Annotated in this window: 30 protein-coding genes and 1 pseudogene; 6 read left to right on the plus strand and 25 right to left on the minus strand. The window is 62.2% G+C overall.

Features of this window, described 5'->3' with window-relative positions:
• Positions 1 to 5 precede the first annotated feature (5 nt).
• The 3 genes from MET49242_RS02810 to cobS are packed head-to-tail and all read left to right on the plus strand — an operon-like array spanning position 6 to position 2835.
• A complete protein-coding gene (locus tag MET49242_RS02810; RefSeq protein WP_036280507.1) occupies positions 6 to 986 on the plus strand; it encodes a type II secretion system F family protein in 981 nt (326 codons plus the stop codon).
• Between the two features lie 51 nt (positions 987 to 1037).
• Positions 1038 to 2009: a type II secretion system F family protein gene (locus MET49242_RS02815; protein WP_036280510.1), complete on the plus strand. Its 972-nt coding sequence runs from the start codon at positions 1038 to 1040 to the stop codon at positions 2007 to 2009.
• Between the two features lie 52 nt (positions 2010 to 2061).
• Positions 2062 to 2835 (plus strand): adenosylcobinamide-GDP ribazoletransferase, encoded by a 774-nt coding sequence (gene cobS, locus MET49242_RS02820; protein ID WP_036280512.1) that lies wholly within the window; start codon positions 2062 to 2064, stop codon positions 2833 to 2835.
• Positions 2836 to 2845: 10 nt separating this feature from the next.
• On the opposite strand, the gene dusA is transcribed toward cobS, so the two are convergent.
• Positions 2846 to 3856: a tRNA dihydrouridine(20/20a) synthase DusA gene (dusA, locus tag MET49242_RS02825; protein WP_036280514.1), complete on the minus strand. Its 1011-nt coding sequence runs from the start codon at positions 3854 to 3856 to the stop codon at positions 2846 to 2848.
• Between the two features lie 112 nt (positions 3857 to 3968).
• Here dusA and MET49242_RS02830 point away from each other — a divergent pair, with 112 nt between their 5' ends.
• Positions 3969 to 5030, plus strand: coding sequence for a site-specific integrase (locus MET49242_RS02830; RefSeq protein WP_036280517.1), 1062 nt, complete (start codon positions 3969 to 3971; stop codon positions 5028 to 5030).
• 62 nt (positions 5031 to 5092) lie between these two features.
• Here the strand turns inward: MET49242_RS02830 and MET49242_RS02835 are convergent, their stop codons facing one another.
• Genes MET49242_RS02835 through trbB form a run of 11 tightly spaced genes read right to left on the minus strand, consistent with a single transcriptional unit; the run spans position 5093 to position 14576 of the window.
• Positions 5093 to 5308: a DUF2274 domain-containing protein gene (locus MET49242_RS02835; RefSeq protein ID WP_036280520.1), complete on the minus strand. Its 216-nt coding sequence runs from the start codon at positions 5306 to 5308 to the stop codon at positions 5093 to 5095.
• Positions 5305 to 6519 carry a TrbI/VirB10 family protein gene (locus MET49242_RS02840; RefSeq protein ID WP_036280522.1) on the minus strand — a complete coding sequence of 405 codons (1215 nt, stop codon included), beginning with the start codon at positions 6517 to 6519 and terminating at the stop codon, positions 5305 to 5307. The genes MET49242_RS02835 and MET49242_RS02840 overlap by 4 nt, the downstream gene beginning before the upstream one ends.
• Positions 6516 to 7511 (minus strand): P-type conjugative transfer protein TrbG, encoded by a 996-nt coding sequence (gene trbG / locus MET49242_RS02845; protein ID WP_036280524.1) that lies wholly within the window; start codon positions 7509 to 7511, stop codon positions 6516 to 6518. The genes MET49242_RS02840 and trbG overlap by 4 nt, the downstream gene beginning before the upstream one ends.
• Positions 7508 to 8191, minus strand: coding sequence for a conjugal transfer protein TrbF (gene trbF, locus MET49242_RS02850; protein WP_036280526.1), 684 nt, complete (start codon positions 8189 to 8191; stop codon positions 7508 to 7510). Before trbF ends, trbG begins: the two co-directional genes overlap by 4 nt.
• Positions 8191 to 9444: a P-type conjugative transfer protein TrbL gene (gene trbL, locus MET49242_RS02855; RefSeq protein ID WP_036280528.1), complete on the minus strand. Its 1254-nt coding sequence runs from the start codon at positions 9442 to 9444 to the stop codon at positions 8191 to 8193. Before trbL ends, trbF begins: the two co-directional genes overlap by 1 nt.
• A 4-nt stretch (positions 9445 to 9448) precedes the next feature.
• Entirely contained in the window at positions 9449 to 9829 is a 381-nt protein-coding gene (trbK-alt, locus tag MET49242_RS02860; RefSeq protein WP_036280530.1) for a putative entry exclusion protein TrbK-alt, read from the minus strand.
• Positions 9830 to 9843: 14 nt separating this feature from the next.
• Positions 9844 to 10578, minus strand: a complete 735-nt coding sequence (gene trbJ, locus MET49242_RS02865) for a P-type conjugative transfer protein TrbJ (RefSeq protein ID WP_036280531.1) — start codon at positions 10576 to 10578, stop codon at positions 9844 to 9846.
• Positions 10575 to 13010 carry a conjugal transfer protein TrbE gene (gene trbE / locus MET49242_RS02870; RefSeq protein WP_036280533.1) on the minus strand — a complete coding sequence of 812 codons (2436 nt, stop codon included), beginning with the start codon at positions 13008 to 13010 and terminating at the stop codon, positions 10575 to 10577. Before trbE ends, trbJ begins: the two co-directional genes overlap by 4 nt.
• A 12-nt stretch (positions 13011 to 13022) precedes the next feature.
• Positions 13023 to 13307, minus strand: a complete 285-nt coding sequence (locus MET49242_RS02875; protein ID WP_036280535.1) for a VirB3 family type IV secretion system protein — start codon at positions 13305 to 13307, stop codon at positions 13023 to 13025.
• Positions 13307 to 13645 carry a TrbC/VirB2 family protein gene (locus tag MET49242_RS02880; protein WP_036280537.1) on the minus strand — a complete coding sequence of 113 codons (339 nt, stop codon included), beginning with the start codon at positions 13643 to 13645 and terminating at the stop codon, positions 13307 to 13309. Before MET49242_RS02880 ends, MET49242_RS02875 begins: the two co-directional genes overlap by 1 nt.
• Entirely contained in the window at positions 13602 to 14576 is a 975-nt protein-coding gene (gene trbB, locus MET49242_RS02885) for a P-type conjugative transfer ATPase TrbB (RefSeq protein ID WP_051134439.1), read from the minus strand. The genes MET49242_RS02880 and trbB overlap by 44 nt, the downstream gene beginning before the upstream one ends.
• 304 nt (positions 14577 to 14880) lie before the next feature.
• Here trbB and MET49242_RS02890 point away from each other — a divergent pair.
• Positions 14881 to 15108, plus strand: a pseudogene (locus MET49242_RS02890) (transposase); the annotation flags it as partial.
• A gap of 125 nt (positions 15109 to 15233) precedes the next feature.
• Here the strand turns inward: MET49242_RS02890 and MET49242_RS02895 are convergent.
• The 12 genes from MET49242_RS02895 to MET49242_RS23850 all read right to left on the minus strand — a co-directional run bounded on the left by MET49242_RS02895 (position 15234) and on the right by MET49242_RS23850 (position 22109).
• Positions 15234 to 15536: a hypothetical protein gene (locus MET49242_RS02895; RefSeq protein WP_036286659.1), complete on the minus strand. Its 303-nt coding sequence runs from the start codon at positions 15534 to 15536 to the stop codon at positions 15234 to 15236.
• 153 nt (positions 15537 to 15689) lie between these two features.
• Positions 15690 to 15902 (minus strand): hypothetical protein, encoded by a 213-nt coding sequence (locus MET49242_RS02900; protein ID WP_036280538.1) that lies wholly within the window; start codon positions 15900 to 15902, stop codon positions 15690 to 15692.
• 141 nt (positions 15903 to 16043) lie between these two features.
• Complete coding sequence (locus MET49242_RS02905; RefSeq protein ID WP_036280539.1) at positions 16044 to 16253, minus strand: cold-shock protein; 210 nt, start codon at positions 16251 to 16253, stop codon at positions 16044 to 16046.
• A 202-nt stretch (positions 16254 to 16455) separates the two neighbouring features.
• A complete protein-coding gene (locus MET49242_RS02910) occupies positions 16456 to 16923 on the minus strand; it encodes a class I SAM-dependent methyltransferase (RefSeq protein WP_084678847.1) in 468 nt (155 codons plus the stop codon).
• Positions 16924 to 16928: 5 nt separating this feature from the next.
• Positions 16929 to 17120, minus strand: a complete 192-nt coding sequence (locus MET49242_RS23845) for a hypothetical protein (protein WP_084678848.1) — start codon at positions 17118 to 17120, stop codon at positions 16929 to 16931.
• 26 nt (positions 17121 to 17146) lie between these two features.
• On the minus strand, positions 17147 to 18175 hold the full coding sequence (gene arsB / locus MET49242_RS02915; protein ID WP_036280540.1) for an ACR3 family arsenite efflux transporter: 1029 nt from the start codon (positions 18173 to 18175) through the stop codon (positions 17147 to 17149).
• A 79-nt stretch (positions 18176 to 18254) separates the two neighbouring features.
• Positions 18255 to 20024: an arsenical pump-driving ATPase gene (gene arsA, locus MET49242_RS02920; protein ID WP_036280541.1), complete on the minus strand. Its 1770-nt coding sequence runs from the start codon at positions 20022 to 20024 to the stop codon at positions 18255 to 18257.
• A 9-nt stretch (positions 20025 to 20033) separates the two neighbouring features.
• Entirely contained in the window at positions 20034 to 20390 is a 357-nt protein-coding gene (gene arsD / locus MET49242_RS02925) for an arsenite efflux transporter metallochaperone ArsD (RefSeq protein WP_036280542.1), read from the minus strand.
• 10 nt (positions 20391 to 20400) lie between these two features.
• Positions 20401 to 20823, minus strand: a complete 423-nt coding sequence (arsC, locus tag MET49242_RS02930) for an arsenate reductase (glutaredoxin) (protein WP_036280543.1) — start codon at positions 20821 to 20823, stop codon at positions 20401 to 20403.
• 2 nt (positions 20824 to 20825) lie between these two features.
• A complete protein-coding gene (locus MET49242_RS02935; RefSeq protein WP_036280545.1) occupies positions 20826 to 21353 on the minus strand; it encodes an arsenate reductase ArsC in 528 nt (175 codons plus the stop codon).
• On the minus strand, positions 21350 to 21847 hold the full coding sequence (locus MET49242_RS02940; protein WP_036280546.1) for an ArsI/CadI family heavy metal resistance metalloenzyme: 498 nt from the start codon (positions 21845 to 21847) through the stop codon (positions 21350 to 21352). Before MET49242_RS02940 ends, MET49242_RS02935 begins: the two co-directional genes overlap by 4 nt.
• Positions 21816 to 22109, minus strand: coding sequence for a helix-turn-helix transcriptional regulator (locus MET49242_RS23850; protein WP_244430882.1), 294 nt, complete (start codon positions 22107 to 22109; stop codon positions 21816 to 21818). The genes MET49242_RS02940 and MET49242_RS23850 overlap by 32 nt, the downstream gene beginning before the upstream one ends.
• Here MET49242_RS23850 and MET49242_RS26030 point away from each other — a divergent pair.
• Positions 22011 to 22208 carry a hypothetical protein gene (locus tag MET49242_RS26030; RefSeq protein WP_036280548.1) on the plus strand — a complete coding sequence of 66 codons (198 nt, stop codon included), beginning with the start codon at positions 22011 to 22013 and terminating at the stop codon, positions 22206 to 22208. The two genes, MET49242_RS23850 and MET49242_RS26030, sit on opposite strands and share 99 nt — an antisense overlap.
• A 577-nt stretch (positions 22209 to 22785) precedes the next feature.
• Here the strand turns inward: MET49242_RS26030 and MET49242_RS25410 are convergent.
• Entirely contained in the window at positions 22786 to 23367 is a 582-nt protein-coding gene (locus tag MET49242_RS25410; RefSeq protein ID WP_051133958.1) for a hypothetical protein, read from the minus strand.
• Between the last annotated feature and the right edge of the window lie 26 nt (positions 23368 to 23393).

Here is a 23393-nt window from a genome sequence, read left to right on the forward strand (position 1 = left end):
TCGCCATGGAGCGGCAGATTGCGGTTGTCGTCCTGATTGTGCTCGCCGTCGCGGGTGTGATGTACGCCTTCGTCTACCCCTATCTTTCGGGCGAGATAAAAGCGCAAAAACGTACGGCCGCGCTGACCTCTGGCAGAAGCGAGCGCGGCGCCGTCGCGGGGAGGGGAACAGTCGATCCCGCGAAGCGCCGCAAGATGATTGCCGAAAGCCTGAAGGAGGTTGAGAACCAGAACAAGAAGAAAAAGCTTACGCTCGAACAGCGCATCATGCAGGCGGGCCTCACCTGGACGCCGCAGGTTTTTCTCATCGGTTCTGTCGCTTTCGGTCTGTTGGTCGCCTTTTTCCTGCTCGTGGTGAATGGCGACATCATGGTGGTGATTGGCGGGGCCGCGGTTGGGATCTTCGGCCTGCCCAACTGGCTGCTGTCATTTCTGCGCAAGCGCCGCATCTCGAAATTCATCGAGGAGTTTCCTGGCTCCATCGATGTAATCATTCGCGGCGTGAAGGCGGGCTTGCCGGTGGCGGATTGCTTTCGCGTGATCGCGAGCGAAGGGCAGGAGCCGGTTCGCGGCGAGTTCCGACGTATCATCGAGTCCCAGGCGATCGGACTTTCTGTCGGCGAGGCGGTGGAGCGTTTCGCCGAGCGCGTGCCGGTGCCGGAAGCCTCCTTTTTCTCCATCGTGATCAATATTCAGCAGAAGTCGGGCGGCAATCTGTCGGAAGCGCTCGGCAATCTTTCGCGCGTGCTGCGTGATCGCAAGAAAATGAAGGGGAAGGTGAAGGCGATGTCGTCCGAGGCCAAGGCGTCAGCGGGCATTATCGGCAGTCTGCCGTTCCTTGTCGGCGGGGCCGTCTATCTCACGACGCCTTCGTACATGATGGTTCTCTTCACCACCAACATCGGAAAAATCATCATCGCCTGCGGATTGCTGTGGATGGCGATCGGCGTCTTCATCATGCGCAAGATGATCAACTTCGATATCTGACGCGGAGCAGATCGGCACAATCGCGAGAGCGGGCGGCGAGGGGCGAGACGGATGAATGAGATTATCGAAAAATTGGCCGACGGTCGATTCATCGTCAGCATACTGACGGCGATCGCGGTTATTGCGACGATCCTGACGATCGCCATGCCGCTGCTCAACACGGACACTCTGTCGCGGCGAATGAAAAGTGTTTCGAGCGAGCGCGAGCGCATTCGTCAGCGCGAACGCGCGCTGGCGAAAACGCAGGGCAAGGCGCTTCGTCAGGAGCCGAAATTCTATATGAAGAATGTCGTCGACAGGTTCTCCCTGTCGAAATGGCTCAATACTGATGACGCGAAGCTGAAGCTTGCGTCCGCCGGCTTTCGCGGGCCGCAGGCGGAAGTGGCCTTTCTGTTCTTTCGTCTCGTGACGCCGATCGCCTTTCTGTTTTTTGCGCTTTTCTACCTTTACTTCCTCGACGATTCCGACATGAGCAGCCTGCTCAAGACGATGATAGTCATCGGCGCCACCTATCTCGGCGTGAAGGCTCCGGAGCTGTTCATCAGCAACACCATCACAAACAGGCAGACGTCGATGCGCCGCGCTTTTCCGGACGCGCTCGATCTGATGCTGATTTGCGTCGAATCCGGCATGTCGATCGAGCATGCCTTCCGCAAGGTCGGTTCTGAAATCGGCGTGCAGTCGATTCCGCTGGCCGAGGAATTTGCGCTCGCCACGGCCGAACTCTCCTATCTTCCCGACCGGCGCACGGCCTATCTCAATCTCGCCGCGCGCACGGGCCTCGAGTCGGTGAAGCAGATTTCGACCGTGCTCATTCAGGCGGAAAAATACGGCACGCCGCTCGGTCAGGCGTTGCGCATCACCGCGCAGGAAAGCCGCGACATGCGCATGATGGAAGCGGAGAAGAAAGCCGCGGCCCTGCCGCCGAAGCTGACGGTTCCGATGATCGTCTTCTTCCTGCCGGTGCTGATGGTCGTCGTGCTGTCGCCGGCGGCGATCCAGGTGATGCAGTCGGCGTCCTGATTGTGATCGCGGGGGCGCTCGACAAGTCGGGCGCCTTCGGTCATGAGAAGGCATGATGCAGAGGATCATCCAGGATGTTCGCGCGTGCCTGCAATTTTATTCGCGCCTGCCGGTCGCGGGTGCGAATGACGCGCATAACGCGCCCGATTTTTCGCGCGTCGGCTGGGCGGCGCCGATCGGCGGCGCAATCATCGGCGGCATTGGCGGCGCGGTAATTCTCGTTGCGCAACCGTTGCATCTCCCGACTACCGTTACAGCGGCCTGCGCTGTGGCAGCCCTCGCATTCACGACCGGCGCGTTGCACGAGGATGGCCTCGCCGATCTCGCGGATGGCTTCGGCGGCGGCAAGGATCGCGAAGCGAAGCTCGCCATCATGCGCGACAGCCGGCTCGGCTCCTATGGGGGTCTTGCGCTGTGTCTTTCGACGATGCTGCGGGTTTTTGCGCTGGCGGCGATCATCGAACGCGGCGCGATGCTCGCATTCTTTGCGGTCCTGGCCGCTGGCGCGTTTTCGCGCGCGGCGGGATTGGCGCCGATGCTTGTCGCGACGCCCGCACGCGCAGACGGGGCGGGGGCGTCTTCAGCGCCTCCGTCATCCGATATGATACGGCGTGCCTTCGTCGTCGCTGCAGCGCTGGCGCTATGCCCTCTGGTTGCGGGCGCGTCTGTCGCGCAAATCGTCGCCTCTCAACTAGCTGCGATTATTGTCACGGTCGCGCTCACGAAATTGGCGCAGCGTCAGATCGGCGGTTATACGGGAGACGTGCTCGGCGCCGCGCAACAGGCGTCAGAAATTGCAATTTTGGTCGCTTTATCCGCGCGCTGACGCCCGCGCGTCACGACGCCGGCGCGGGCTCGCTCATACGCGCCATTGCGGCGCGCACCTCGCCGACCGCGTCGAGCAGAACCTCGACGCCCGCGCCGGGCCTGACCGCTTCCAGCGCGAGGCGCCTGCGATAGGACCGGGCGCCCGGCAACCCCGCGAACAGCCCGAGCAAATGCCGCGTGATGGACGACAGTCTTTCGCCCTTGCTCAGTTCACGCTCGATGTAGGGGAGGAACGCCTCCACCGCCTGGAAGCAATCTGCGAGCGGCGAGGGCGCATCGAACAGCTCGGCATCGACTTGCAGCAGCAGCGCGGGGTCATGGTAGGCGGCGCGGCCAACCATCACGCCATCGACTTCCGTTAGTTGCTCGCGCATTTGGGCGAGGGTCGCGATGCCGCCGTTGATGGCGATGGGCGTCGCGGGCAGCGCGCGCTTGAGGCGGTGCACGAGCGCATAGTCGAGGGGCGGAATGTCGCGGTTCTCCTTCGGCGACAGGCCCTGCAGCCACGCCTTGCGCGCATGGACGATCAACGCATCCACGCCAGCCTCGACGCATCGCTCCGCAATGTCGAACAGGGCGCGTTCGGGCTCCTGATCGTCGACGCCGATGCGGCATTTCACGGTGACGGGCAGGGCGACGGCGTCCTTCATCGCCTTCACGCAGTCGGCGACGAGCGCCGGACACTGCATGAGGCATGCGCCGAAAGCGCCGTTCTGCACGCGGTCGGACGGGCAGCCGACATTGAGATTGACCTCGGCATAGCCGAATTCCTCGACGATCCGCGCAGCGCGGCCGAGATCGGCGGGCTCGGACCCGCCAAGCTGAAAGGCCACCGGCTGTTCGAAGGCGTCGAAACCCATCAGACGCAGGCGGTCGCCGTGGATGACGGCGCCGGTGGTGAGCATCTCTGTGTAAAGCCGCGCGCGCCGCGACAGCAGACGATGGAAATAGCGGCAATGCCGATCGGTCCAATCCATCATAGGCGCAACGGCGAATCTAATGTCTTGATTTGTCAGCATTTTCTGTTTAGTCTCAATGGCGTAGGTCGCGTCGTGTGCACTCCATTCTACGCCTCGATACGACACTTTTCGCTACCTTTCGATCTTTCAGTGCACACAGAGCGCACACGAAATGGCGACGTTCACGAAGCTCAAATCGGGATCTTGGCGCGTCCAGGTTCGGCGCAAAGGAAAATATGTCAACGAGTCATTCCTCCGTCGTCGCGATGCGGAGGAATGGGCCCTGGACATCGAACGGCGGATTGATCGCGGGGAGTCTCCGACAAAGCGCGTGCGAAGGGACGCCAAGACGTTCGGCGATCTGGTTCGTCTCCATCGAGATGACCTTCGCGATGTGGGACGGCAGATCGGCCGTTCGAAGTCCGCCAGCCTGGTTTTTCTAGAGCGAAGACTTGGGACTTGTAAGCTTGGTGGGCTGGATCGTGAGCGCCTCATCCAATTCGGCCGAGATCGGGCGAAAGAAGGGGCGGGCCCGGTTACGCTCGGGATCGACCTTGGTTACATCAAGACGATATTGTCGCATGCGGCCGCGGTGCATGGCGTTCAGGTATCCATGGAACCAATCGATCTTGCGCGCATTGCGCTAGGTCGACTTGGATTGGTGGGGAAGGGGACCGAACGAGACCGTCGGCCGACGCAGGATGAAATCGATCGTATCATCGCTTCGTTTGACAATAATCCGAGACAACATATTCCGGTCGGTCGGATAGTTCGGTTCGCGATTGCAACTGCTATGCGGCAGGATGAAATTAGCAGAATACGATGGGAAGATTTTGATCCGGCTGAAAAGATGTTACTCATTCGAGATCGCAAGGATCCTCGAAAGAAGAGCGGAAATAACCAGAGGATCCCGCTGCTCACTATCCGTGATTACGACCCATGCGCGATTATCGAAGAACAGCGCTCCATCTCCAGGACGAGCGAGGGACGGATTTTTCCCTATAATGGAAAGTCTGTCGGAACTGCCTTTCGAAGGCAATGCCGCGAATTAAAGATAGAGGATTTGCATTTTCATGACCTGCGACACGAAGGCACGAGCCGTCTTTTCGAAGCAGGGTTCTCGATAGAGCAGGTCGCTTTAGTTACGGGTCATAAGGACTGGAAAATGCTGCGGCGGTACACCCATTTGAGGCCCGAGGCGCTTCACGGGATCAGTGTAATTCGCGCAGCCTAGAATTCCGCAATTCAAAGTTCTCTTTGGAGAGGCATGCTGGGATTCGTCACTGCTCTCGGCCTTTACTCACGACGACGCGCCTTTCCAAAACCCCGGTCGCTGGCGATAAATCTCTCCAGCATCGGCGCGATGAGCTTTTCCGGCTCGATCGCCTTCCCAGAGTCGCGCGCGAGGATTTCGGCATAGGCGACCAAATTCCGATGCAGGGCCGCCGACAGCGTGACGATCACTTTCACTGGCTTTTCGTCTTCCACCCCGGAGAGTTTCAGCTTGGTCATGGCTCGCCTCCAGTCGCGATGACGTCGCCGGGCTCCAGATAAGGCGCGAGGACAAGATCGCGGGTGACGATCACCCGCACCGGAAACCCTGGTCGAATGGTGAGCGTCGGCTGGATATTGAGATTACGCCCGACCACCTGCTGGCCGGTCTGATTGAGGCTTTGCGCGCCGCCGCGGCGCAGAGCCTGGATGAGGGCGCTTTCGTCGCCAGTTGTGCCAAGCTGCGTCCCGACGCCGAGGATGGTCGAAAGAGCGGCGGCGCTGGCGAGACGAAGCCAGTGATGGTCGACCTCGTCCTCCAGCCCGGAATAGCCGGCGGCGTCGGCGCCGGGCTGGCGTTCGAGGACGATGGAGCGCCCGTCGGGGAGAATGAGACGGCTCCAGACGAGCAACACGCGGGATTGCCCGAAGGCGATCTGGGAGTCGTAGACGCCGATGAGTTTCGAGCCTTGCGGGATAAGCAAAAAGCGCCCGGTCGGGCTGTCATAGACATTTTCGGTGACCTGCGCGGTGATCTGACCAGGAAGATCGGAGCGGATGCCGGTGATGAGCGCGGCGGGAATGGCGGCGCCCGCCTGCAAGACATAGCGCGAGGCGGGCGCGGCGAGACGGTCGGGGCTGACCGTGCGGCGATCGGCGGGCGCGTTCACGAACGCGAGCTTGCGATCCTGCATGTTCTGGACGTCGCCGGGATCGATTGGGGCCGGCTCGTTTGGAAGCGCCTTTACGTGGACGCTCGTATCAACCGTCGATCTTTGAGCGCTCTCGGCATTGCTCGACGGCCGTTCGCGCGGATTCGTCGTCGCAAAAAGTTTCGCCGTCCGCGCCGCCTCGCGCTCCTGGCCGATGCGCTGCTGTTCGGGATCGGGGCCGGTCGGCGGCAATTGTCCCTGGGCCGCGAGGATCGGACGGCCGAGATCGCCCGGGAGCGGCGGCCCCAACTTGGGGACGTTCTTGGGCAGGCCCGCATAGTCGCGCGGCAGGGACGCAAGGCCGTCGGGCGTCGCCTTCGCTTCCGTATTGATGAGTTCCGGCGCGGGGCCGGAGCGGGAGCGCCCCTGCAGCGCCCAGATGGTCAGGCCGAGAAGGGTGGCCGAAGAGACGCCCGCAAGAGCGATCAGCACACGGCGCGAAAGGCGCGTCACTGGCGGCCGCTCGGGTCGCAGCCGCAGTTCCTCCGCAAGCTTCTTCTCGTGTTCCGGCCCGCTCATATGGCGGACCTTCCATCGCTGCGCACTATGCGGACGATCTTCTGGTCGTCCGAACCGAAGCGCAGTTCCGCGGCGGCGAAGAGCCGGTCGACAATCATGTGATTGCCCCGCACGCGGTAATTGACGAGCTGGCTGTCGCCCGAGGCGCCGGTGACGAAGAGCGGCGGCATCTCGCCCTGAGAGACGCCGCGCGGGAATTCGATATAGACCTTGCGGCCATCGTCGAAGGCGCGCAGCGGCCGCCAGGGCGCGGCGTCGCCCTCGATGGCGTAGCGGAAATTGAGCCGGGCGAGATCGAGGCCGACATCGACCGGCGCGGCGGCCTCGGCGGCGACGTTCTGGCGGCGCAGCGCGATGAGCTCGTCCTGCGGATATTGCCAGGAGACCGAAGCCATATAGGTCTTCTCGGTCGAACGCAGCTCGAGATGATAGGTGCGGCGGTCGGTGTTGATGACGAGATTGGTCATCAGATCGGCGCGCGTCGGCTTGACCATGATGTGCGTCTTGCGGGCGGCGCCGGCTCCGCTCTCCGTATCGCCGATGATCCAGCGCACCGTATCGCCGGCGGCGACGGGGCCGGAGCCCACGAGTTGCTCACCGTCTTGAAGCGCGATGTCGGTGATCTCACCCGGCGCGGCATAGACCTGATAGAGCGCGCCTTCGGTGAAGGGATAGATCTGGACGGCGTTGATGTAGCCGGCGCGGCGCGGCTCCATGCGCGCGGCGGCGTTGGCCTGTTCGATCCGCGCTTTCGGATCGATCGGCTCAGGCCGCTCTCCCTTGCCCCGCGCAAGGGATTTGAGCTGGCCCGGCAGCGGCAGGATCTTCGGGATTTCGACGATTTTGACCGGGCCGGGCGGATCGCTCTGCAGGCTCGCCGGAACCGGCAAATCATCATAGGCGATCTCCGGCGGCTTGAAGCTCGAGCAGGCGCTGAGCAGAGACGACGAGAGAGTGAGGCTCAAGAAAGCCCGAAGCGACAATTGAGTCATTGGCCAAGCTCCTTCGACCAATTGATGGCGTGAATGAAGAGACCGAGCGGGTTCTTGCGCAGGCGCTCGGCGTCACGGGGCGGCTGAATGATGATCGTGAGAATGGCGGTCCAGCGTTCGGTGGAGGCGAGGCTGGCGTTCTCATAGCGGCGCTCGGTCCAGGCGACGCGGAACGAATCGTCGGAGGCGCGAATGACGCTGGCGACATCGACGGCGATCTGGACCTGCCCGACCTTGCCGAAGGGATCGTTGGCGCGGGCGTAGTCGTTCAACGCCAGCGCGCCTTTCTCGGTGACGAAGTCGTAGGCCTTGAGCCAGTTTTGCCGCACGACGATCGGATCGGCCGGGATTGATCGGACGTGCTCGACAAAGCGGGCGAGATGCCAGGCGATCTGAGGATCGGTTGGCTTGTAGTCCGCAACAGCGGGCGCGACGGCCTGCGATTCGCCGAATCTATCGATCTGCACGACCCAGGGCACGACCGAGCCACGCGCACTCTGCCAGACGAGGGCGATCGCGAGACCGCCCGCGAGGAAGAGATTGCCAAAGGCGATCAGTCGCCAGTTCTTGGCTTGTACGCGCGCCGAGCCGATGCGCTCGTCCCAGACCTGCGCGGCTTTCTGATAGGGCGTTTCGGGTTCGGGCGTGCGTCCGTAGCGGACGGAAGATCGTTTGAACATTAGCGGGCCTCGGACAGATTGACGGAGGCGCCGCCGCCATGGGCGTCGCCGGAGCGGAGAGCATGGGCGGCGATCGAGACGCCGTGCGAGACGGATTGCGAGCGCTTCAGGCGTTTGGCCCACGCGGGTTCGCCGGATGGCGCTGGATTGACGCCAACGCCTGCGGAGGCGCCGCCATCAGGCGGAGGGGCCGACGCGGCACCCGCTGAAGCGAATGGTCGCGCAGCCGAACCTCCCGGCCCGCCACTAGAACCGCCAGGGGGCGCGGAAGGCGGCGCGCTGCCAGCGGGCGGCTGCGGGCCCCGCGAGGGCGGCAATGTCGTCGCGGCCTGCGTCTCGTTCCTTCCGGCGAGGCCCGAGAGCGTCCCGCCCGCAAGACGCAGGGCGCCATAGCCAGCGGCCCCCGCGCCGCCCGCGACAAGCCCGGTCCCGACGACGGCGCCGGCGCCAAGCTGCGGGCCGCCCGAGACGATCCCATTGGCGATGCCGGGGCCGAAGATTCCGAGGCCGAGTAGGGAGAGCGCCGCGAGAACCAGCGCCATGGCGTCGTCGACGGTGGGCTGGCTTGCAAAGCCTTGCGTGAATTGCGCGAAGAGCGTCGAGCCGATGCCGACGATGACGGCGAGCACCAGCACCTTGACGCCGGAGGAGACGACATTGCCGAGTACGCGTTCGGCGAGAAAGGCGGTCTTGCCGAAGAGGCCGAAGGGAATGAGGACGAAGCCGGCGAGCGTCGTCAGCTTGAACTCGATCAGCGTGACGAAGAGCTGGATCGCCAGAATGAAAAAGCTCAGGAGAACGATGAGCCAGGCGATGAGTAGAATGGCGATCTGGACGACGTTTTCGAAGAAGGAGACATAGCCCAGAAGCTGCGAGAGGGAATCGAGCAGGGGGCGTCCGGCGTCGATCCCGACCTGGGCGACGCGGCCGGGCCGCAGGAAGTCGGCGGTGGAGAGCCCCGCCCCAGCAGCCTTGAGGCCGAGCCCCGAAAAGCTTTCGAAGACGATGCGGGCGAGATTGTTCCAATTGCCGATGAGCCAGGCGAAGACGCCAACGAACAGGGTCTTCTTCACCAAGCGGGCGATGATGTCTTCGCCAGGGCCCATGCTCCAGAACAGCGCGGCGAGGGTGACGTCGATGACGACCAGCGTCGTCGCCAGAAACCCCACCTCGCCGCCGAGCAGGCCGAAGCCGGAGTCGATATAGCGGGTGAAGGTCTCGAGGAAGCGATCGATGACGCCGGTTCCGCCCATGGCGCTACTCGCTCTCGCGCGCGGGCTTCGGCGAGGCGCCGTCGGCGGGCGAGCGATGTGACGGGAACATATCGATCAGATGTTCGGCCGGCTCCGTCGTCGACTTGCGGTCCCCAAGAAAGCGCCTGCGTTCCTTTGCCCAGAGCGCCTTGCAGGCGGGATCGTCCGCCTCTTCAATGGGAAGCTGGGCGCAGCGCAATAGCTCGGGATCGATGGTAGGCTCTCTCGATGGCGCGCCGCTCGGCAAGAGCGACGCCGGTTTCGTTCGCGCCGCGACATCGGCGTCGCAGGCGGATTCGACGCCAATGAGCGCGATCGCGCCGATGACGATCCCAACGGCGACAAAGCCAATATTCTCGGGCGCGAGCCATTCTCTCCAGTTCATGACATCGCCCTCACTCAATGAAACATGGCGACATTGCCGGGCTGATAGGCTTGCCCGGGCGCAACGAAGCGACGCATCTGCTCGCGCGCCTGTTCCTGGGCTTCGGCGTTGCGCGCGAGTTCGAGGGACTGGGCGCGGCCTTGCGAGGCGAGGAGCGCCGTCACATCGGCGAGTTGTTTGCTCTGAAGCGCCAGGAGCTGATTGCCAGCCTGCGACGCCTGAAGGGCGCCGAGCGCGGACTGGCTCGACGAGATGAGTGCGCCGGCCTCTGAGCGGGCTGTGTCGATGGATTGCACGATGCCGGCCTGAAGGCGCATCGCGTCCTGCAAGGCGGACAGAGAGTTTTGCCAGCGCTGCCTAGCGCCGTCGACAAGGCTCGCCGAACTCACCGAAGCATCGACGGGGCCGTACTGCGTCGAGAAAGCCTGGTCGATCTGCTGCACGTCATAGGCGATGCGCTGGGCCTCGCGGAGCAGCTGTTGCGTTTGTGAGATCGACTGCTGGATCGTTTGCAGCGAGGAATAGGGGAGGTTCGCAAGGTTCCTCCCCTGATTGATCAGCATCCGCGCCTCATTCTGTAGGCTCGTGACCTGATTGTTGATCTGCTGCAGCGTGTTCGCCGCGGTCAGGACGTTCTGGGCGTAATTGGTCGGATCGAACACAACGAATTGCCCCGAGGCGGGCGCGCTGAAGAAAGCAAGCGACAAAGCGAAAGCGCTCGCGGCTGCGAGGCGACGAATGCGGGTCATGACGATGTCTCCAGATCGGTCGAGGCGGGGAGAAGATCGGCGGCCCAATCGAGGCCGCGCGCGGACAGCCAGGCGCGCGCGAAGCCCTCGCGTCCTGCGGCCGCCGAAATCTCGGCGATGCGTTTTTGGTCGCTTTTCGAAGACGCGGCGCAAAGGGCCAGCGCTACGGGACCGAGGCCCAATTCGAAGAGGCGATTGCCGCGCCGCGACTGGCAGTAATAGTCGCGCTTGGGCGTTGCCCGCGCGATGATCTCGATCTGCCGGTCGTTGAGGCCAAAGCGACGATAGATGGAGAGGATCTGCGGCTCGATCGCGCGCTCGTTGGGCAGGAAAATCCGGGTTGGGCAGCTCTCGACGATCGCGGGCGCGATCGGGCTCGTCTCGATATCGGCGAGCGACTGGGTGGCGAAGACGACGGAAGCGTTTTTCTTGCGCAGCGTCTTGAGCCATTCGCGCAATTGAGCGGCGAAACCGGGATCGTCGAGGGCGAGCCAGCCTTCGTCGATGACGAGGAGCGCGGGCGCGCCGTCGAGCCGGCCTTCGAGGCGGTGGAAGAGGTAGGAAAGGACGGCGGGCGCGGCCGCGGAGCCGATCAGCCCTTCGGTCTCGAAACATTGGACGTCGGCGGCGCCGAGAAGCTCCGTCTCGGAATCTAGAAGCCGTCCATGCGGCCCGCCCAGGCAAAACGGCTTGAGCGCGCGCTTGAGCGGATTGGATTGGAGGAGCACCGAGAGGCCGGTGAGAGTGCGCTCTTCAATCGGCGCGGAGGCGAGAGACGAGAGCGCCGACCAAAGATGCTCCTTCACCTCCGGGGTGACGGCGACATTTTCGCGGGCGAGGATGGAGGCGATCCAATCGGCGGCCCAGGCGCACCCGGCGGGATCGTCCGCCGCGGCGAGAGGCTGCAAGGCGACGGGATCGAGACTTTCCGCGGAAAGTGCACCGCCGAGATCGTGCCAGCTGCCGCCCATGGCGAGCGTCGCCGCCCGCGCCGATCCCCCGAAATCGAAGACAAAGATTTTCGAACGCTCGTAGCGGCGGAACTGAAGCGCCATCAAAGCGAGCAGAACGCTCTTGCCCGCGCCGGTTGGCCCGATAACGAGCGTGTGGCCGACATCGCCGACATGGAGCGAGAAGCGAAACGGCGTCGAACCTTCGGTGCGACTAAAGAAGAGCGGCGGCGCATTGAGATGCGCGTCCGTCAACGTGCCCGCCCAGACCGCCGAAAGCGGGATCATATGGGCGAGATTGATGGTCGAAATCGGCGGCTGACGGACATTGGCGTAGACATGACCCGGAAGCGAGCCGAGCCAGGCTTCGATGGCGTTGACTGTCTCGACCATCGACGTGAAGTCGCGGCCCTGGATGACTTTTTCCGCAAGACGCAGCTTCTCGTCGGCGAGACGGGCATCCTCGTCCCAGACGGTGATCGTCGCCGTCACATAGGCTTCACCGATCAAATCGGAGCCCAGATCCTGCAGCGCGGCGTCGGCGTCGAGCGCCTTGTTATGGGCGTCGGTGTCGAGAAGGACGGAGGACTCATTGGTCATCACCTCCTTCAGGATCGCCAGGATCGATTTGCGCTTGGCGAACCATTGCCGGCGGATGCGGGTGACGACCTTCGTAGCGTCCGTCTTGTCGAGCGTGATTGCCCTTGTCGACCAGCGATAGGGAAAGGCGAGGCGATTGAGCTCGTCGAGGATTCCGGGATGGGTCGACGAGGGGAAGCCCATGATAGTGAGAATGCGCAGATGCGCGCGTCCGAGTCGTGGCTCGAGGCCGCCGGTCAGCGGCTCGTCGGCGAGGATCGCGTCGAGATGCATGGGCGTCTCGGGAACGCGGATCTTGTGGCGTTTGGTCGAGACGCAGGAATGGAGATAGGTCAGGGTCTCGCCGTCGGAGAGCCATTCGGCTTCCGGCGCGAAGCCGTCGATGAGCTGCAAGAGCCGGTCGGTGCGGTCGATGAAGCCAGCGAGAACGGCGCTTGGCGCGCCTTCCTGCGAACGGCCCTCATAGAGCCAGCTCTCGGCGCCTGCCGCCTCGTCCTCGGGCGGCAGATAAGCGAGGGTGAGAAAATACCCGCTCTCGAAATGCGTCCCTTCCTCTTCGAACTGGGCGCGCCGCTCCTCGTCGACGAGTGCGGAGACCAGATCGGGGAAGGAGCTCGCCGGATAGTCTTGCGCGGGATTGCGCTGCGCTTCGAAGAAGATCGCCCAGCCGGACCCCAGGCGCCGCAGCGCATTGTTGAGCCGCGCCGTGACGCCGACGAGTTCGGCTTGCGTGGCGCTTTCGAGATCGGGGCCACGAAAGCGCGCCGTTCGCTGAAGCGAGCCGTCCTTGTTCAGCACGACGCCCGGCGCGACGAGCGCGGCCCAGGGCAGGAAGTCGGCGAGGCTCTGCGGCTTCCTGCGATATTCGGCGAGGTTGAGCATTTTCGCTTCTCCTCACACCCCGAAATGCGCCGGGTAGCGCAAATGCCGGCGAACGACTTCGACGAAATCGGGATCGCGCTTTGCCGCCCAGACGGCGGCGAACTGCGCCACAACCCAGAAGGCGAGGCCGGCGAGCCAGAGCCGGAGACCGAGGCCAAGCGCCGCGGCGAGCGTGCCGTTCAGAATGGCGATCGAGCGCGGCGCGCCGCCGAGGAAGATCGGTTCGGTCAGCGCCCGGCGGACGGGAACGCGGAAGCCCGCGACGCCGCCGTCGACGAGAAGGTTCTCGTTCTCCATCAGATCAGCGCTCCGCCGCCGAAGGAGAAGAAGGACAGAAAAAAGCTCGAGGCTGCGAAGGCGATCGACAGGCCGAAGACGATCTGCACCAGCCGCCGGAAGCCGCCCGAGGTGTCGCCGAAGGCCAGCGTCAGGCCGGTCGTGATGATGATGATGACCGCGATGATCTTGGCGACCGGCCCTTCTATCGACTGCAGGATCTGCTGGAGTGGCTGCTCCCAGGGCATGTTGGAGCCGGCGGCGAAGGCCGGCGTGGAAAGCGCGGTGGCCGAGATCAGGAAGGAAAGCTCAAGATTAATGCGAGCGCGCAATCGATTGCGGATCGGAAACCTTTTCATGGGTGTCTCCAAAGGTGACGGAGGTGAGGTCGGTGAGCGCGTAGTCGCCGTAGGCGTCGAGGCCCTGAACGGCGGCGAGTTCGATCAGCCGCCGTTCCGTTCCTCGGCCGGCGAGAACCGCGATGATCTGGATCGTCTCGGCGATCAGCGCGCGCGGGACGGTGACGACCGCTTCCTGGATGAGCTGTTCGAGACGGTGTAGCGCTCCCAGCGCTGACCCAGCGTGAATGGTGCCGACCCCGCCCGGATGTCCCGTGCCCCAGGCTTTGAGCAAATCGAGCGCCTCGGCGCCACGCACCTCCCCGATGGGGATGCGATCGGGTCGAAGCCGGAGCGAAGAGCGAACCAGATCGGACAGCGAGGCGACGCCGTCCTTGGTGCGCAACGACACGAGATTGGGCGCGGCGCATTGCAGCTCGCGCGTGTCTTCGATCAGCACGACGCGGTCGGAGGCCTTGGCGATCTCGGCGAGCAGGGCGTTGGAGAGCGTCGTCTTGCCGGTGGACGTCCCGCCAGCGACGAGGATGTTCCTGCGTTCAGCGACCGAGGCGCGAAGAATAGCCGCCTGATCTTTCGTCATGACGCCAGCCGCGACGTAATCGTTGATCGAGAACACCGCGACCGCGGGCTTGCGGATGGCGAAGGCTGGAGCATAAACGACCGGCGGCAGGACCCCTTCAAAGCGCTCGCCGGTTTCCGGCAGCTCCGCCGAGACGCGCGGCGCGCCGGCATGCACCTCGGCGCCGACATGATGCGCGACGAGCCGGATGATCCTCTCGCCGTCTTCCGCCGAAAGTCGCACGCCCGTATCCTCGAGCCCGCTCGTCAGACGATCGAGCCAAAGCCGTCCGTCGGGATTGAGCATGATCTCGACGACGCTCGCATCGTCGAGCCAGCCCGCAATCTCTGTGCCGAGCGCCGTGCGCAACATGCGGGCGCTGCGCGAGAGCGCTTCAGCGTTGTCGTTTTGAGAGCGCACTTTGATCCCCGGTTGTCGCGGAACTGCAAGGTGGCGGTTCCAAGCCGGGGTCGATTAAGAAAGGCGCGACCGGATGGAATGCAACAAGTCAGCAGGGGGCGTAGCGCTGTGGCGTGCAATGACAGGGGATTGGCAGGGCGCGCCTCCAGCTAGGTCTGTCGCAAAAAGGCGGCGAAACACGCTACCACGCGTTACTTTGGAGACGGTTTCAAGTCCCCTTTGCGCCGATCGTTTTGAAAAACTCGCGTCAAAGGCTTTCTACAGCAGCATCGGGCGCCCCTCGGTTGATCCGGAGCTGATGGTTCGCATGCTTCTGGTCGGCTATTGCTTGGGCATTCGCTCGGAACGTCGCCTATGCGAGGAAGTGCATCTCAATCTCACCTATCGGCGGTTCTGCCGCTTGGACCTGGAGGGCAAGGTCGCAGAACATTCGACGTTTTCCAAGAACCGGCATGGCCGCTTTCGGAAGAGCGACATTTTCCGCCAAAAGCGGACTGTTCAAAATACCTTGGATTTTCAGACAGCCGAAAAAGGAACCACCGGCAGCAGGTCGCCGGTGGCTTTATCTCTCGTTGGTGATGGAAGATGTTGTTCCGTCAGGATGACGACCTATCCGAGGTCGTAGAAAAAATCGCAAATCAGCCCCGCAACTTTAGCGGCTTCCATATCTGTCATGTGCGCGGCGGTCTCAACGGCGACCTCTTCCAGGTCGTCTTGATCGACGGCCAAATAGTCAAGTATTCTTGCAAATTTGATCTTTAGCTCTTTTTCTTCCTCGAATTCATCAATTGTGACAAGGAGAATGAATTCATTGGCCCGGATCAATCGCAATTGAATACTGTCAGCGGATGCTGCGAGCGCCCTTATAGCTAAAAAGAACTGCTCGTGCGCATTTGCGTGTTTTTCGTCCATATGCATACCTTTTCTTTCTCAAGCAAAGCCTTGGACGTGAGGCTCGAAAGCGACATACGCTTTTGCGGTGACAGCGGTGCGCCACCCATCATTGCTTTTTCTTGTTTTTACACTGCGCCACGTGTCGCGCCTGGCTCGTCGCTGGACGCGAGGTCAGCCTGCCAGCAAGGTGTCAGCCAAGGCAATGGCAGCGACAAGTGCCGCTTCGATCATTGCCAGTGGCTTGCGCGTCGCCGCATCCGTGACAGCCCGGCACGCCTCGACGAAGGCATCTGGAACATTGTCTGACAGCGCCTCGAAGGCGCCAATGCGGTGATCGAGTTGATGGAATAGGTTGAATATGGGGTCTTGGGCTGCATCAGTCATGTAGAAATATCATAAACCACCAGTGTCCGCGCTAGGTGCAAATAAAAAAGTCTCAGACTGCTGTCTGAGACTTGTTCTGGGTTCTAGAAGTGAATCTGGCCATTACATCCGTGGTCCACATCCCTTCCGAGAACCGATAGATCAGGCCGCCTGGAGCTTTCCAGCCGAGGCCTTGCCGCTGCGGCGATCATCAATGATGTCGTAGCTGAGCTTCTGCCCCTCACTGAGGTCACGCATACCAGCCTGCTCGACGGCAGAGATGTGGACGAAAACGTCCTTGCCGCCATCGTCAGGCTGAATGAAACCGAAGCCCTTTTGGGAGTTAAACCACTTTACCGTTCCATAAAACATGAGAGTTCTCACAAGTGCATAGCAAGATCGTTTGCATGCGCGAAAGCGCATGCAAAGGTTAAGTCGAATTTTAAGGGGAGATTTCGTCAGTGGGGCCGCGAAGGGCTCAACCAAGTGTTCGTCTAGAATTCGATATGGAGGTCAATATACGAAAACCACACGAGATACAAGCTGCTTCTGTTTGTAGATGCCAGTGCGTCAGTTATTGACGCTCCCAGGTGGTGATGGCGAGTCGTCCGTTCGGGCGGACCATGCGCCAAAGCTCCTTTGTGAACGCAACCATGTCGGGGACAAAGAAAATCCCGAAGATGCAGGCCACCACGTCGAAGCTCGCGTCGGGATAATCGAGCGCCAGCATGTCGCCGATCCTGAATTCGAGATTGCCGAGCCCCTTCTCGCGCGCCTGTGCCTCTCCCAAGCTGACGAGCCGCTCAGCGAGATCGACCGCGACGACATTGCCCTTTCGCCCGACAGCTTCAGCGGCGGGCAGCGCGGAGCCGCCGCTCCCGCAGCACACATCGAGAATCCTCTCACCCTCGCTCAAGCCGAGGCGCTCAACGGTCTGCCGTCCGAAACGATGCCAGAAGGAGCTGACAGGATGGTCAAAATAATCCGCCGCGGCGTTGTATGCGGCGGCGGATTTGGCGTTCGCCACTTCCAGGGCGCCCATTGAAACTAACCAATGCCCTCGATGATCCGGCCTGTTCCGTCGCAGCGTTCGCAGGGCTCTTCCGTGGGTTGGCCTGTCTTCTTGTCCACCTGCTTGCCGGTTCCTTTGCAATCGGGGCAAATGTCCTCGCCAGTGCCGGGTGTTCCCGCCTCTGGATCGTCGTCAGGGGTGTGATGGCGAAGTGGATTTTTTGACATGAAACTGCCCCGTCAGAGCTACGAAATTAAGCCGCGCTCCTTTCATACCATCCGCGCGAGCGCCGGACGATATGAACGACGGAGAGCATGACCGGCACTTCCACGAGGACGCCGACGACCGTCGCCAGCGCCGCACCTGACTGGAAACCGAAGAGCGCAATGGCTGTGGCCACCGCCAGCTCGAAAAAGTTGCTCGCGCCAATAAGCGCTGAAGGGCCCGCGACGCACCACTCCACGCCGAGCGCGCGGTTCATCAGATAGGCAAGACCAGCGTTGAAATAGACCTGGATCAAGATCGGCACAGCCAGCAGGCCGATGACGAGCGGCTGCGCGATGATCTGCTCGCCTTGCAGGCCAAAGAGCAGGACGAGCGTCAGCAGCAATGCCGAAAGCGACAGCGGGCCGAGCCGCGCGAGCGTCCTTTTTAGCGCGGCGTCGCCACCCTGCGCCAACAGCGCCCGCCGCCATAGTTGTGCGGCGATGACCGGCACGACGATGTAGAGCAGGACCGACAGGAGCAGCGTGTTCCAAGGCACGGTGATGGAGGAGAGGCCGAGCAGCAGCGCGACGATCGGCGCGAAGGCGATGACCATGATGGAGTCATTCAGCGCGACTTGGGACAGTGTGAAATGCGGTTCTCCTTCGACGAGGTTGGACCAGACGAAGACCATGGCCGTGCAGGGAGCCGCCGCCAGCAGGATCAATCCGGCAATATAGCCGTCAATCTGATCGGCAGGCAGATAGGGCCGGAACAGATGCGAGATGAAAATCCAGCCGAGCAGCGCCATGGAGAAGGGCTTCACCAGCCAATTGATGCCGACGGTTACGGCAATTCCGCGCCAATGCTCCTTCACCTGCCCGAGAGCGGCAAGGTCGATTTTCAGGAGCATGGGAACAATCATGAGCCAGACGAGCACGGCGACCGGCAAATTGACCTCGGCGACCGTCGCCGCGCCAATGGCGTGGAAGACGGCGGGCATCATCTGCCCAAGGACAATTCCAGCGACGATGCAAAGGGCGACCCAGAGAGTCAGATATCGCTCGAACACGCCCATTGCCGGCGCTTTGTCTATCGTGGAGTTTCTGGCGACGGTTGTGGCTTCACTCATGATGCTCGATCTTCCCAATGATATTTCAGACGGGTTCAGTCGCACGGCCAGCCAGTTCGAGAAGGCGCGACACCCCGACCGGCTCTTCCCTCAGCAGCGGTACGACGGCGTAGCGCCGCGCGTGGGTTGTTGCGACTTTCTCCACCTCGCGCAGTTCGTTCTTCGCGCGCTGGCGCAGCAAGGGAGAATGCGGGCGCGCCGCCGCGACGCTGTTATTGACGACCCACGCCCATGGCTCGATCCCCGCACGGCGCAAATCCGCCTGAAGGTTTGCCGCTTCGAGGACGGGCGTCGTTTCCGCGAGCGTGACGAGCAAAACCTTGGTTCGGCGCTCGTCCTGTAGCTGCATCATCGGCGTCGTGTAATGCGCGCCCTTGGCGTCCAGCATCCGCGCGACCTCGCGGTGATACGCCCCCGTCGCATCCAGGAGCAGTAACGTGTGGCCGGTCGGCGCGGTGTCCATGACGACGAACTTCTCGCCCGCCTCGCGGATGATGCGCGAGAAAGCTTGAAAGACGGCGATTTCTTCCGTGCAGGGCGAGCGCAAATCTTCTTCCAGCAAGGCGCGTCCCTGCGCGTCGAGCTTTGCACCCTTCGTCCGCAGCACCTCTTGCCGGTAGCGTTCAGTTTCGGCGTGCGGATCGATGCGGCTGACCGTCAGGTTTTCCAGTGAGCCATGCAGCGTTTCAGCCAGATGCGCCGCAGGGTCGGAGGTGGTGAGATGCACTGGCAGGCCGCGATGCGCCAGTTCGACCGCAACCGCCGCCGCCAGCGTCGTTTTGCCGACGCCGCCCTTGCCCATCAGCATGACCAGGCCGTGACCGTCGGCGGCGACGCCATCGACCAGCTCGGAGAGACTGGGCGCGTGCAGCTCGACAGCTTCGCCGACCGCTGCGTCCAGGTGCGGCGGCGTCTCGACGAGGAGCTGACGCAACGCATCGAGCCCGACCAGATTGAAGGGCTTCAATGGCACATAGTCGCAGGGCAAGCCGCGAAGCGCATCGGGTGTGGCCCCAAGAGCGGACTGCTCGCGCGCGTAAAGTGCGGCGGCGAGCGCATCGAGCGCCGCCTCTTCCTTCGGCAGCAGACCATTCACGACGAGGAATTGCTGATTGAGACCAATCGCCGCCAGTTCTTCATGCGTGCGCGCGGCTTCGCGCAGCGCGGAATTTTGGGCGCGTGCGACAAGGATAAGACGGGTGCGCTGACCGTCGGCCAAAGCGTCAACGGCGGCGCTGTATTGCGCGCGCTGCTTTTCCAGTCCAGCGAGCGGGCCGAGGCAGGAGGCGTCACCCTTGCCCGCTTCGAGAAAGCCGCTCCACGCAACGGGAAGCTGCAAGAGGCGTATGGTGTGGCCGGTCGGGGCCGTATCGAAGATGATATGGTCGTAACCCGACGTAATAGCGGTGTCCGTCAACAGCGCCGTGAATTCGTCGAAGGCGGCGATCTCCGTCGTGCAGGCTCCCGAGAGCTGCTCTTCGATGCCCTTCACCACGGCGTCCGGCAACTTGCCGCGCACGGGACCGACAATGCGGTCGCGATAGGCTTGCGCAGCGGCCTGCGGGTCGATTTCCAGCGCGAACAGGTTCGGCACGGCGTCAATCGCCGTGATTTTGTCGCCGATGCCGACCCCGAACACCTGCCCGACATTCGAGGCCGGATCGGTGCTGACGAGCAGCACACGGCGACCGGCTTCGGCGAGCTGTATCGCCGTCGCGCAGGCGATCGACGTTTTGCCGACGCCGCCTTTGCCGGTGAAAAAGAGAAAGCGCGGAGGTTGTTCTAGAAATTTCATATCGACCTTTCAGCAGCAGGATGTGCCGCTGCAACATGCGCCTTGTTTTACTTCCTCGACCTCTTTGACGCCCGCCCAGCGCGCCAGCTCCGTGCGGCTCGGATAGCGTCCGGCGAGCGCGATATCGCCGTCAACCAGGATCAGCGGCAGCGCTTCCTGCCCGGAGCGTTCGAGAAAGCCTTTCACCGTGGCGTTGTCGGCGAAGGCCAAGGGTTGCTGCGCAAGATTGAAGCGCTCCACTTGCGCGCCGTTCTGCTTCGCCCAATCCACGTCAGCGGCGAAAGTCACAAGGGCCTGATCGGTTTCAACGCCGCAGACGCCAGAGCTGCAACAAAGAGCGGGATCAAAAACATGAATGGTCGCCATGGTGTTCCTTTCAGGGTTGAGGTTGTGAGGCCCTGCCGCCGACGACTTCCCCATCTTCCTTGATGAAGCCGCCGATGTCGGGGTTGGGCAGAATATCGAGCACGGCCTCCGAGGGACGGCACAGCCGCGCGCCCTTCGGCGTTACGACGATTGGCCGGTTGATGAGGATCGGGTGTTCGAGCATGAAGCCAATCAATTCCTCTTCCGTCCACTTCGGGTCGCCGAGACCGAGCGCGTCATAGGGCGTGCCCTTCTGGCGGAGCAGCTCGCGCGCTGAAATCCCCATGGCCGCGAGCAGTTCGACGAGCCGCTCGCGCGTCGGGGGCTCCTTCAAATATTCAACGACGACCGGCTCTTCGCCGCTCTGCCGGATCATCGCGAGCGTGTTGCGCGAGGTGCCGCAGGCGGGGTTGTGATAGATGGTGATCGTCACCCTCACGCCTCCGTCTTTTGGCCGTGGGTTGCCCCTTCGGACTCGCCGATTTCCTGCAAACGGTTCTTGAGCGCGAGTTTATCCAGGCGCGCGATTGGCACCGCGAGCAGCAGCCAGATCCGATTTTTCATGTAGCGGAAGGCTTCGTTGAAGGCGCGTTGCTTCTCCAGATCAGAGCCCTCGACGGCGGCAGGGTCTTCAATGCCCCAATGCGCGGTCATGGGCTGGCCCGGCCAGATCGGGCAGGCTTCACCCGCTGCGCTGTCGCAGACGGTGAAAACGAAATCCATTTTCGGCGCGTCGGGCGCGGCGAATTCGTCCCAGCTCTTCGAGCGGAAGCCATCTGTCGGATAGCCAAACTCGGCAAGAGTCTTGAGCGCATAGGGATTGACGACGCCCTTCGGCTGGCTTCCCGCCGAATAGGCGTTGAACCGGCCCGCGCCATCCTTGCGCAGAATGCCTTCCGCCAAGACGGAGCGCGCAGTGTTGCCGGTGCAAAGAAAGAGGACGTTATAAACGCGGTCAGTCATTTGTTGGCTCCCGTTCCAGAACAACAAGCGCCTTCAACCGCAGGCGCAGGCTTAGAGCCGCAGCAGGAGGCGGGCTCCGCGACGCCGCCACCCGTGCGGAATCCTGCAAGCGATTCATCGTCGCCGTAAATCGTGCTTTCGCCGCTCGTCAGGAACGATTCCCACAAGAGCCCTTGCGGGTCGGACGTCCACGCTTTCTCGGACTCGGCGTAGCAGCAGGTTGTCGCGCCCTCTTCGAGCACAGGCCGTTCAGCACGTTGCAGGCGGCCATAGACTTCCTTCAGTTCTTCTGGCGTCTCGACCTGAATCCCAAGATGATCGACGCCAGCCTTTCCGCCGCGCGACGATATCGCGAAGTTCACGCGCGGATCATCCAGCATCCATTTCGCGTAATCGGACGCGGCGACGGTCGGCTCCGCCCCAAAAAGCGCGCTGTAAAAGCGGATGGACCCCGCAAGGTCATCAACGGACACGTGCACGTGCAGGCGTTTCATGGCGTCCCTTTGGCGGGCAAGTTGGAGGAGCGTCGGCTTCGCATGAAGCGGTTGCGCCTTGGCAGCAGTTCTCGGTCATGTAAGCGAGCAGCGCATTCATGACCGGATAAGCAGCCGAGTAGATCAGTGACCGACTTTCGCGGCGGAAGGTCACGAGGTCCGCATGCTTGAGCTGACTGAGGTGGAACGACAGCGTCGCAGGTGGGAGCGCGAGCCGCTCGCCGATCTGTCCCGCCGCAAGTCCCTTGGGTCCGGCTTGCATGAGCAGCCGGAAAATATCGAGGCGCGTCTCATGACCGAGCGCGACAAGGGCGGCTATGGCTTCATGGCTTTCCATATTTCTAATATGATGGAAATATAAGAACCAGTCAAGGCGTTCTCAATCAGAAGCTTCGCATGGATGCGGTTCAAGGTTCCCAAAATGAAATTGCAAAGGGATTGCAGTGACCGTTTCAGGCGTGGCTTTTGCCCGTGCTTGGAATGGTCGCTGCGCCTCACTCATCAATGAAACATTCAAAGTCTCGTTCGTCGCCGTAACGCGAGCTTCGCGGGAAGCAACGGCGGCGGGGGGAACGGTCGCCACTTGCGTAAGGCGCGCATGGCGTCGCTACTTCATGTCTCCCGAGTAGCTTAGCCGTGTTTCTTGCTGGCTTTGCAAACGACGAGGTCATAGCGGCAGACGTGAAGACCAAGCCCAGAAAGATTGCCATAACCATGCGTCTGGCGTCGAGATAGGGGGCGCTGGTGTGTTCCATGTCCTGTCTCCAAGTGGCACTCATCGCCTAGAAATAAGTCGGGCGAGCAAAGAAGCTGAAAGAACAAGGACGACGACCTTAAAAAGAGGTCCGCGTTCAGCAAAGGTCGCGAGCGGCTTCGGCAAGGCTTGTACGCAGCTACGTCAGGGATCAGCTCAATCGAGCGTCGAACAATCCGCTTACTTAGCGATGTGGATGTTGACCACGCGCAATCATCAAGTGATGCATCTGGTGATGCATGCCACGAGTCATGACACCTATGAATCCGAGCCCGCGCAACTTAGCGGCCTCCCCAGGGGACGGACGCACTGTGAGCGTCGAACCGCTCTCGATTTCCAAGGCTTCGAAGCCCCATCCGTCGACATCGTTCATGGTCGCCGCGTGGGCTGCGACCATGCGGCGGATGGAGTCTCGGACCGCGCCAGGTCCCGTTACCGTGAAGCGCATTCCGCCTTCCGTAGGCTCGCTTTTCACTTCAGCCGTGAGGGTGACGTTGTTCATGTCGATTAGGTGCTGTCGGAGCGCCTCGATATCGACTTTGGTCCAATCTGTTTTCGGATCTGCTTCCAGAATTTCAGCAATTTCCTGAATGGCAGCGAATGCGGCCTGGCCGGGTTGGGTTGGGGCTGGCTGACCAGAGTGATGCTCATGCCCCATCATCATTTGATGGTGAGAGGCTTGGCTGCCTCCGTGTTGTTCCTGGTCCGATTGCGCGAGCGCAATGGTTGGGAAGAGGCAGGCGAAAAGTGCAATGGCGCGGATCATCGGATTCTCCTTCAATGAGTTCTTGC

This window comes from Methylocystis sp. ATCC 49242 (genome assembly GCF_000188155.2).
Taxonomy (GTDB): Bacteria; Pseudomonadota; Alphaproteobacteria; order Rhizobiales; family Beijerinckiaceae; genus Methylocystis.

What these genes read in the sequence shown, in the direction of transcription:
- MET49242_RS02810 (WP_036280507.1), top strand. Translation starts at nt 6, where the DNA reads ATGGAGCGGCAGATTGCGGTTGTCGTCCTGATTGTGCTCGCCGTCGCG.
- MET49242_RS02815 (WP_036280510.1), top strand. Translation starts at nt 1,038, where the DNA reads ATGAATGAGATTATCGAAAAATTGGCCGACGGTCGATTCATCGTCAGC.
- cobS (WP_036280512.1), top strand. Translation starts at nt 2,062, where the DNA reads ATGATGCAGAGGATCATCCAGGATGTTCGCGCGTGCCTGCAATTTTAT.
- dusA (WP_036280514.1), bottom strand. Translation starts at nt 3,856, where the DNA reads ATGCTGACAAATCAAGACATTAGATTCGCCGTTGCGCCTATGATGGAT.
- MET49242_RS02830 (WP_036280517.1), top strand. Translation starts at nt 3,969, where the DNA reads ATGGCGACGTTCACGAAGCTCAAATCGGGATCTTGGCGCGTCCAGGTT.
- MET49242_RS02835 (WP_036280520.1), bottom strand. Translation starts at nt 5,308, where the DNA reads ATGACCAAGCTGAAACTCTCCGGGGTGGAAGACGAAAAGCCAGTGAAA.
- MET49242_RS02840 (WP_036280522.1), bottom strand. Translation starts at nt 6,519, where the DNA reads ATGAGCGGGCCGGAACACGAGAAGAAGCTTGCGGAGGAACTGCGGCTG.
- trbG (WP_036280524.1), bottom strand. Translation starts at nt 7,511, where the DNA reads ATGACTCAATTGTCGCTTCGGGCTTTCTTGAGCCTCACTCTCTCGTCG.
- trbF (WP_036280526.1), bottom strand. Translation starts at nt 8,191, where the DNA reads ATGTTCAAACGATCTTCCGTCCGCTACGGACGCACGCCCGAACCCGAA.
- trbL (WP_036280528.1), bottom strand. Translation starts at nt 9,444, where the DNA reads ATGGGCGGAACCGGCGTCATCGATCGCTTCCTCGAGACCTTCACCCGC.
- trbK-alt (WP_036280530.1), bottom strand. Translation starts at nt 9,829, where the DNA reads ATGAACTGGAGAGAATGGCTCGCGCCCGAGAATATTGGCTTTGTCGCC.
- trbJ (WP_036280531.1), bottom strand. Translation starts at nt 10,578, where the DNA reads ATGACCCGCATTCGTCGCCTCGCAGCCGCGAGCGCTTTCGCTTTGTCG.
- trbE (WP_036280533.1), bottom strand. Translation starts at nt 13,010, where the DNA reads ATGCTCAACCTCGCCGAATATCGCAGGAAGCCGCAGAGCCTCGCCGAC.
- MET49242_RS02875 (WP_036280535.1), bottom strand. Translation starts at nt 13,307, where the DNA reads ATGGAGAACGAGAACCTTCTCGTCGACGGCGGCGTCGCGGGCTTCCGC.
- MET49242_RS02880 (WP_036280537.1), bottom strand. Translation starts at nt 13,645, where the DNA reads ATGAAAAGGTTTCCGATCCGCAATCGATTGCGCGCTCGCATTAATCTT.
- trbB (WP_051134439.1), bottom strand. Translation starts at nt 14,576, where the DNA reads ATGTTGCGCACGGCGCTCGGCACAGAGATTGCGGGCTGGCTCGACGAT.
- MET49242_RS02895 (WP_036286659.1), bottom strand. Translation starts at nt 15,536, where the DNA reads ATGGACGAAAAACACGCAAATGCGCACGAGCAGTTCTTTTTAGCTATA.
- MET49242_RS02900 (WP_036280538.1), bottom strand. Translation starts at nt 15,902, where the DNA reads ATGACTGATGCAGCCCAAGACCCCATATTCAACCTATTCCATCAACTC.
- MET49242_RS02905 (WP_036280539.1), bottom strand. Translation starts at nt 16,253, where the DNA reads ATGTTTTATGGAACGGTAAAGTGGTTTAACTCCCAAAAGGGCTTCGGT.
- MET49242_RS02910 (WP_084678847.1), bottom strand. Translation starts at nt 16,923, where the DNA reads ATGGGCGCCCTGGAAGTGGCGAACGCCAAATCCGCCGCCGCATACAAC.
- MET49242_RS23845 (WP_084678848.1), bottom strand. Translation starts at nt 17,120, where the DNA reads ATGTCAAAAAATCCACTTCGCCATCACACCCCTGACGACGATCCAGAG.
- arsB (WP_036280540.1), bottom strand. Translation starts at nt 18,175, where the DNA reads ATGGGCGTGTTCGAGCGATATCTGACTCTCTGGGTCGCCCTTTGCATC.
- arsA (WP_036280541.1), bottom strand. Translation starts at nt 20,024, where the DNA reads ATGAAATTTCTAGAACAACCTCCGCGCTTTCTCTTTTTCACCGGCAAA.
- arsD (WP_036280542.1), bottom strand. Translation starts at nt 20,390, where the DNA reads ATGGCGACCATTCATGTTTTTGATCCCGCTCTTTGTTGCAGCTCTGGC.
- MET49242_RS02935 (WP_036280545.1), bottom strand. Translation starts at nt 21,353, where the DNA reads ATGACTGACCGCGTTTATAACGTCCTCTTTCTTTGCACCGGCAACACT.
- MET49242_RS02940 (WP_036280546.1), bottom strand. Translation starts at nt 21,847, where the DNA reads ATGAAACGCCTGCACGTGCACGTGTCCGTTGATGACCTTGCGGGGTCC.
- MET49242_RS26030 (WP_036280548.1), top strand. Translation starts at nt 22,011, where the DNA reads ATGCTTGAGCTGACTGAGGTGGAACGACAGCGTCGCAGGTGGGAGCGC.
- MET49242_RS23850 (WP_244430882.1), bottom strand. Translation starts at nt 22,109, where the DNA reads ATGCAAGCCGGACCCAAGGGACTTGCGGCGGGACAGATCGGCGAGCGG.
- MET49242_RS25410 (WP_051133958.1), bottom strand. Translation starts at nt 23,367, where the DNA reads ATGATCCGCGCCATTGCACTTTTCGCCTGCCTCTTCCCAACCATTGCG.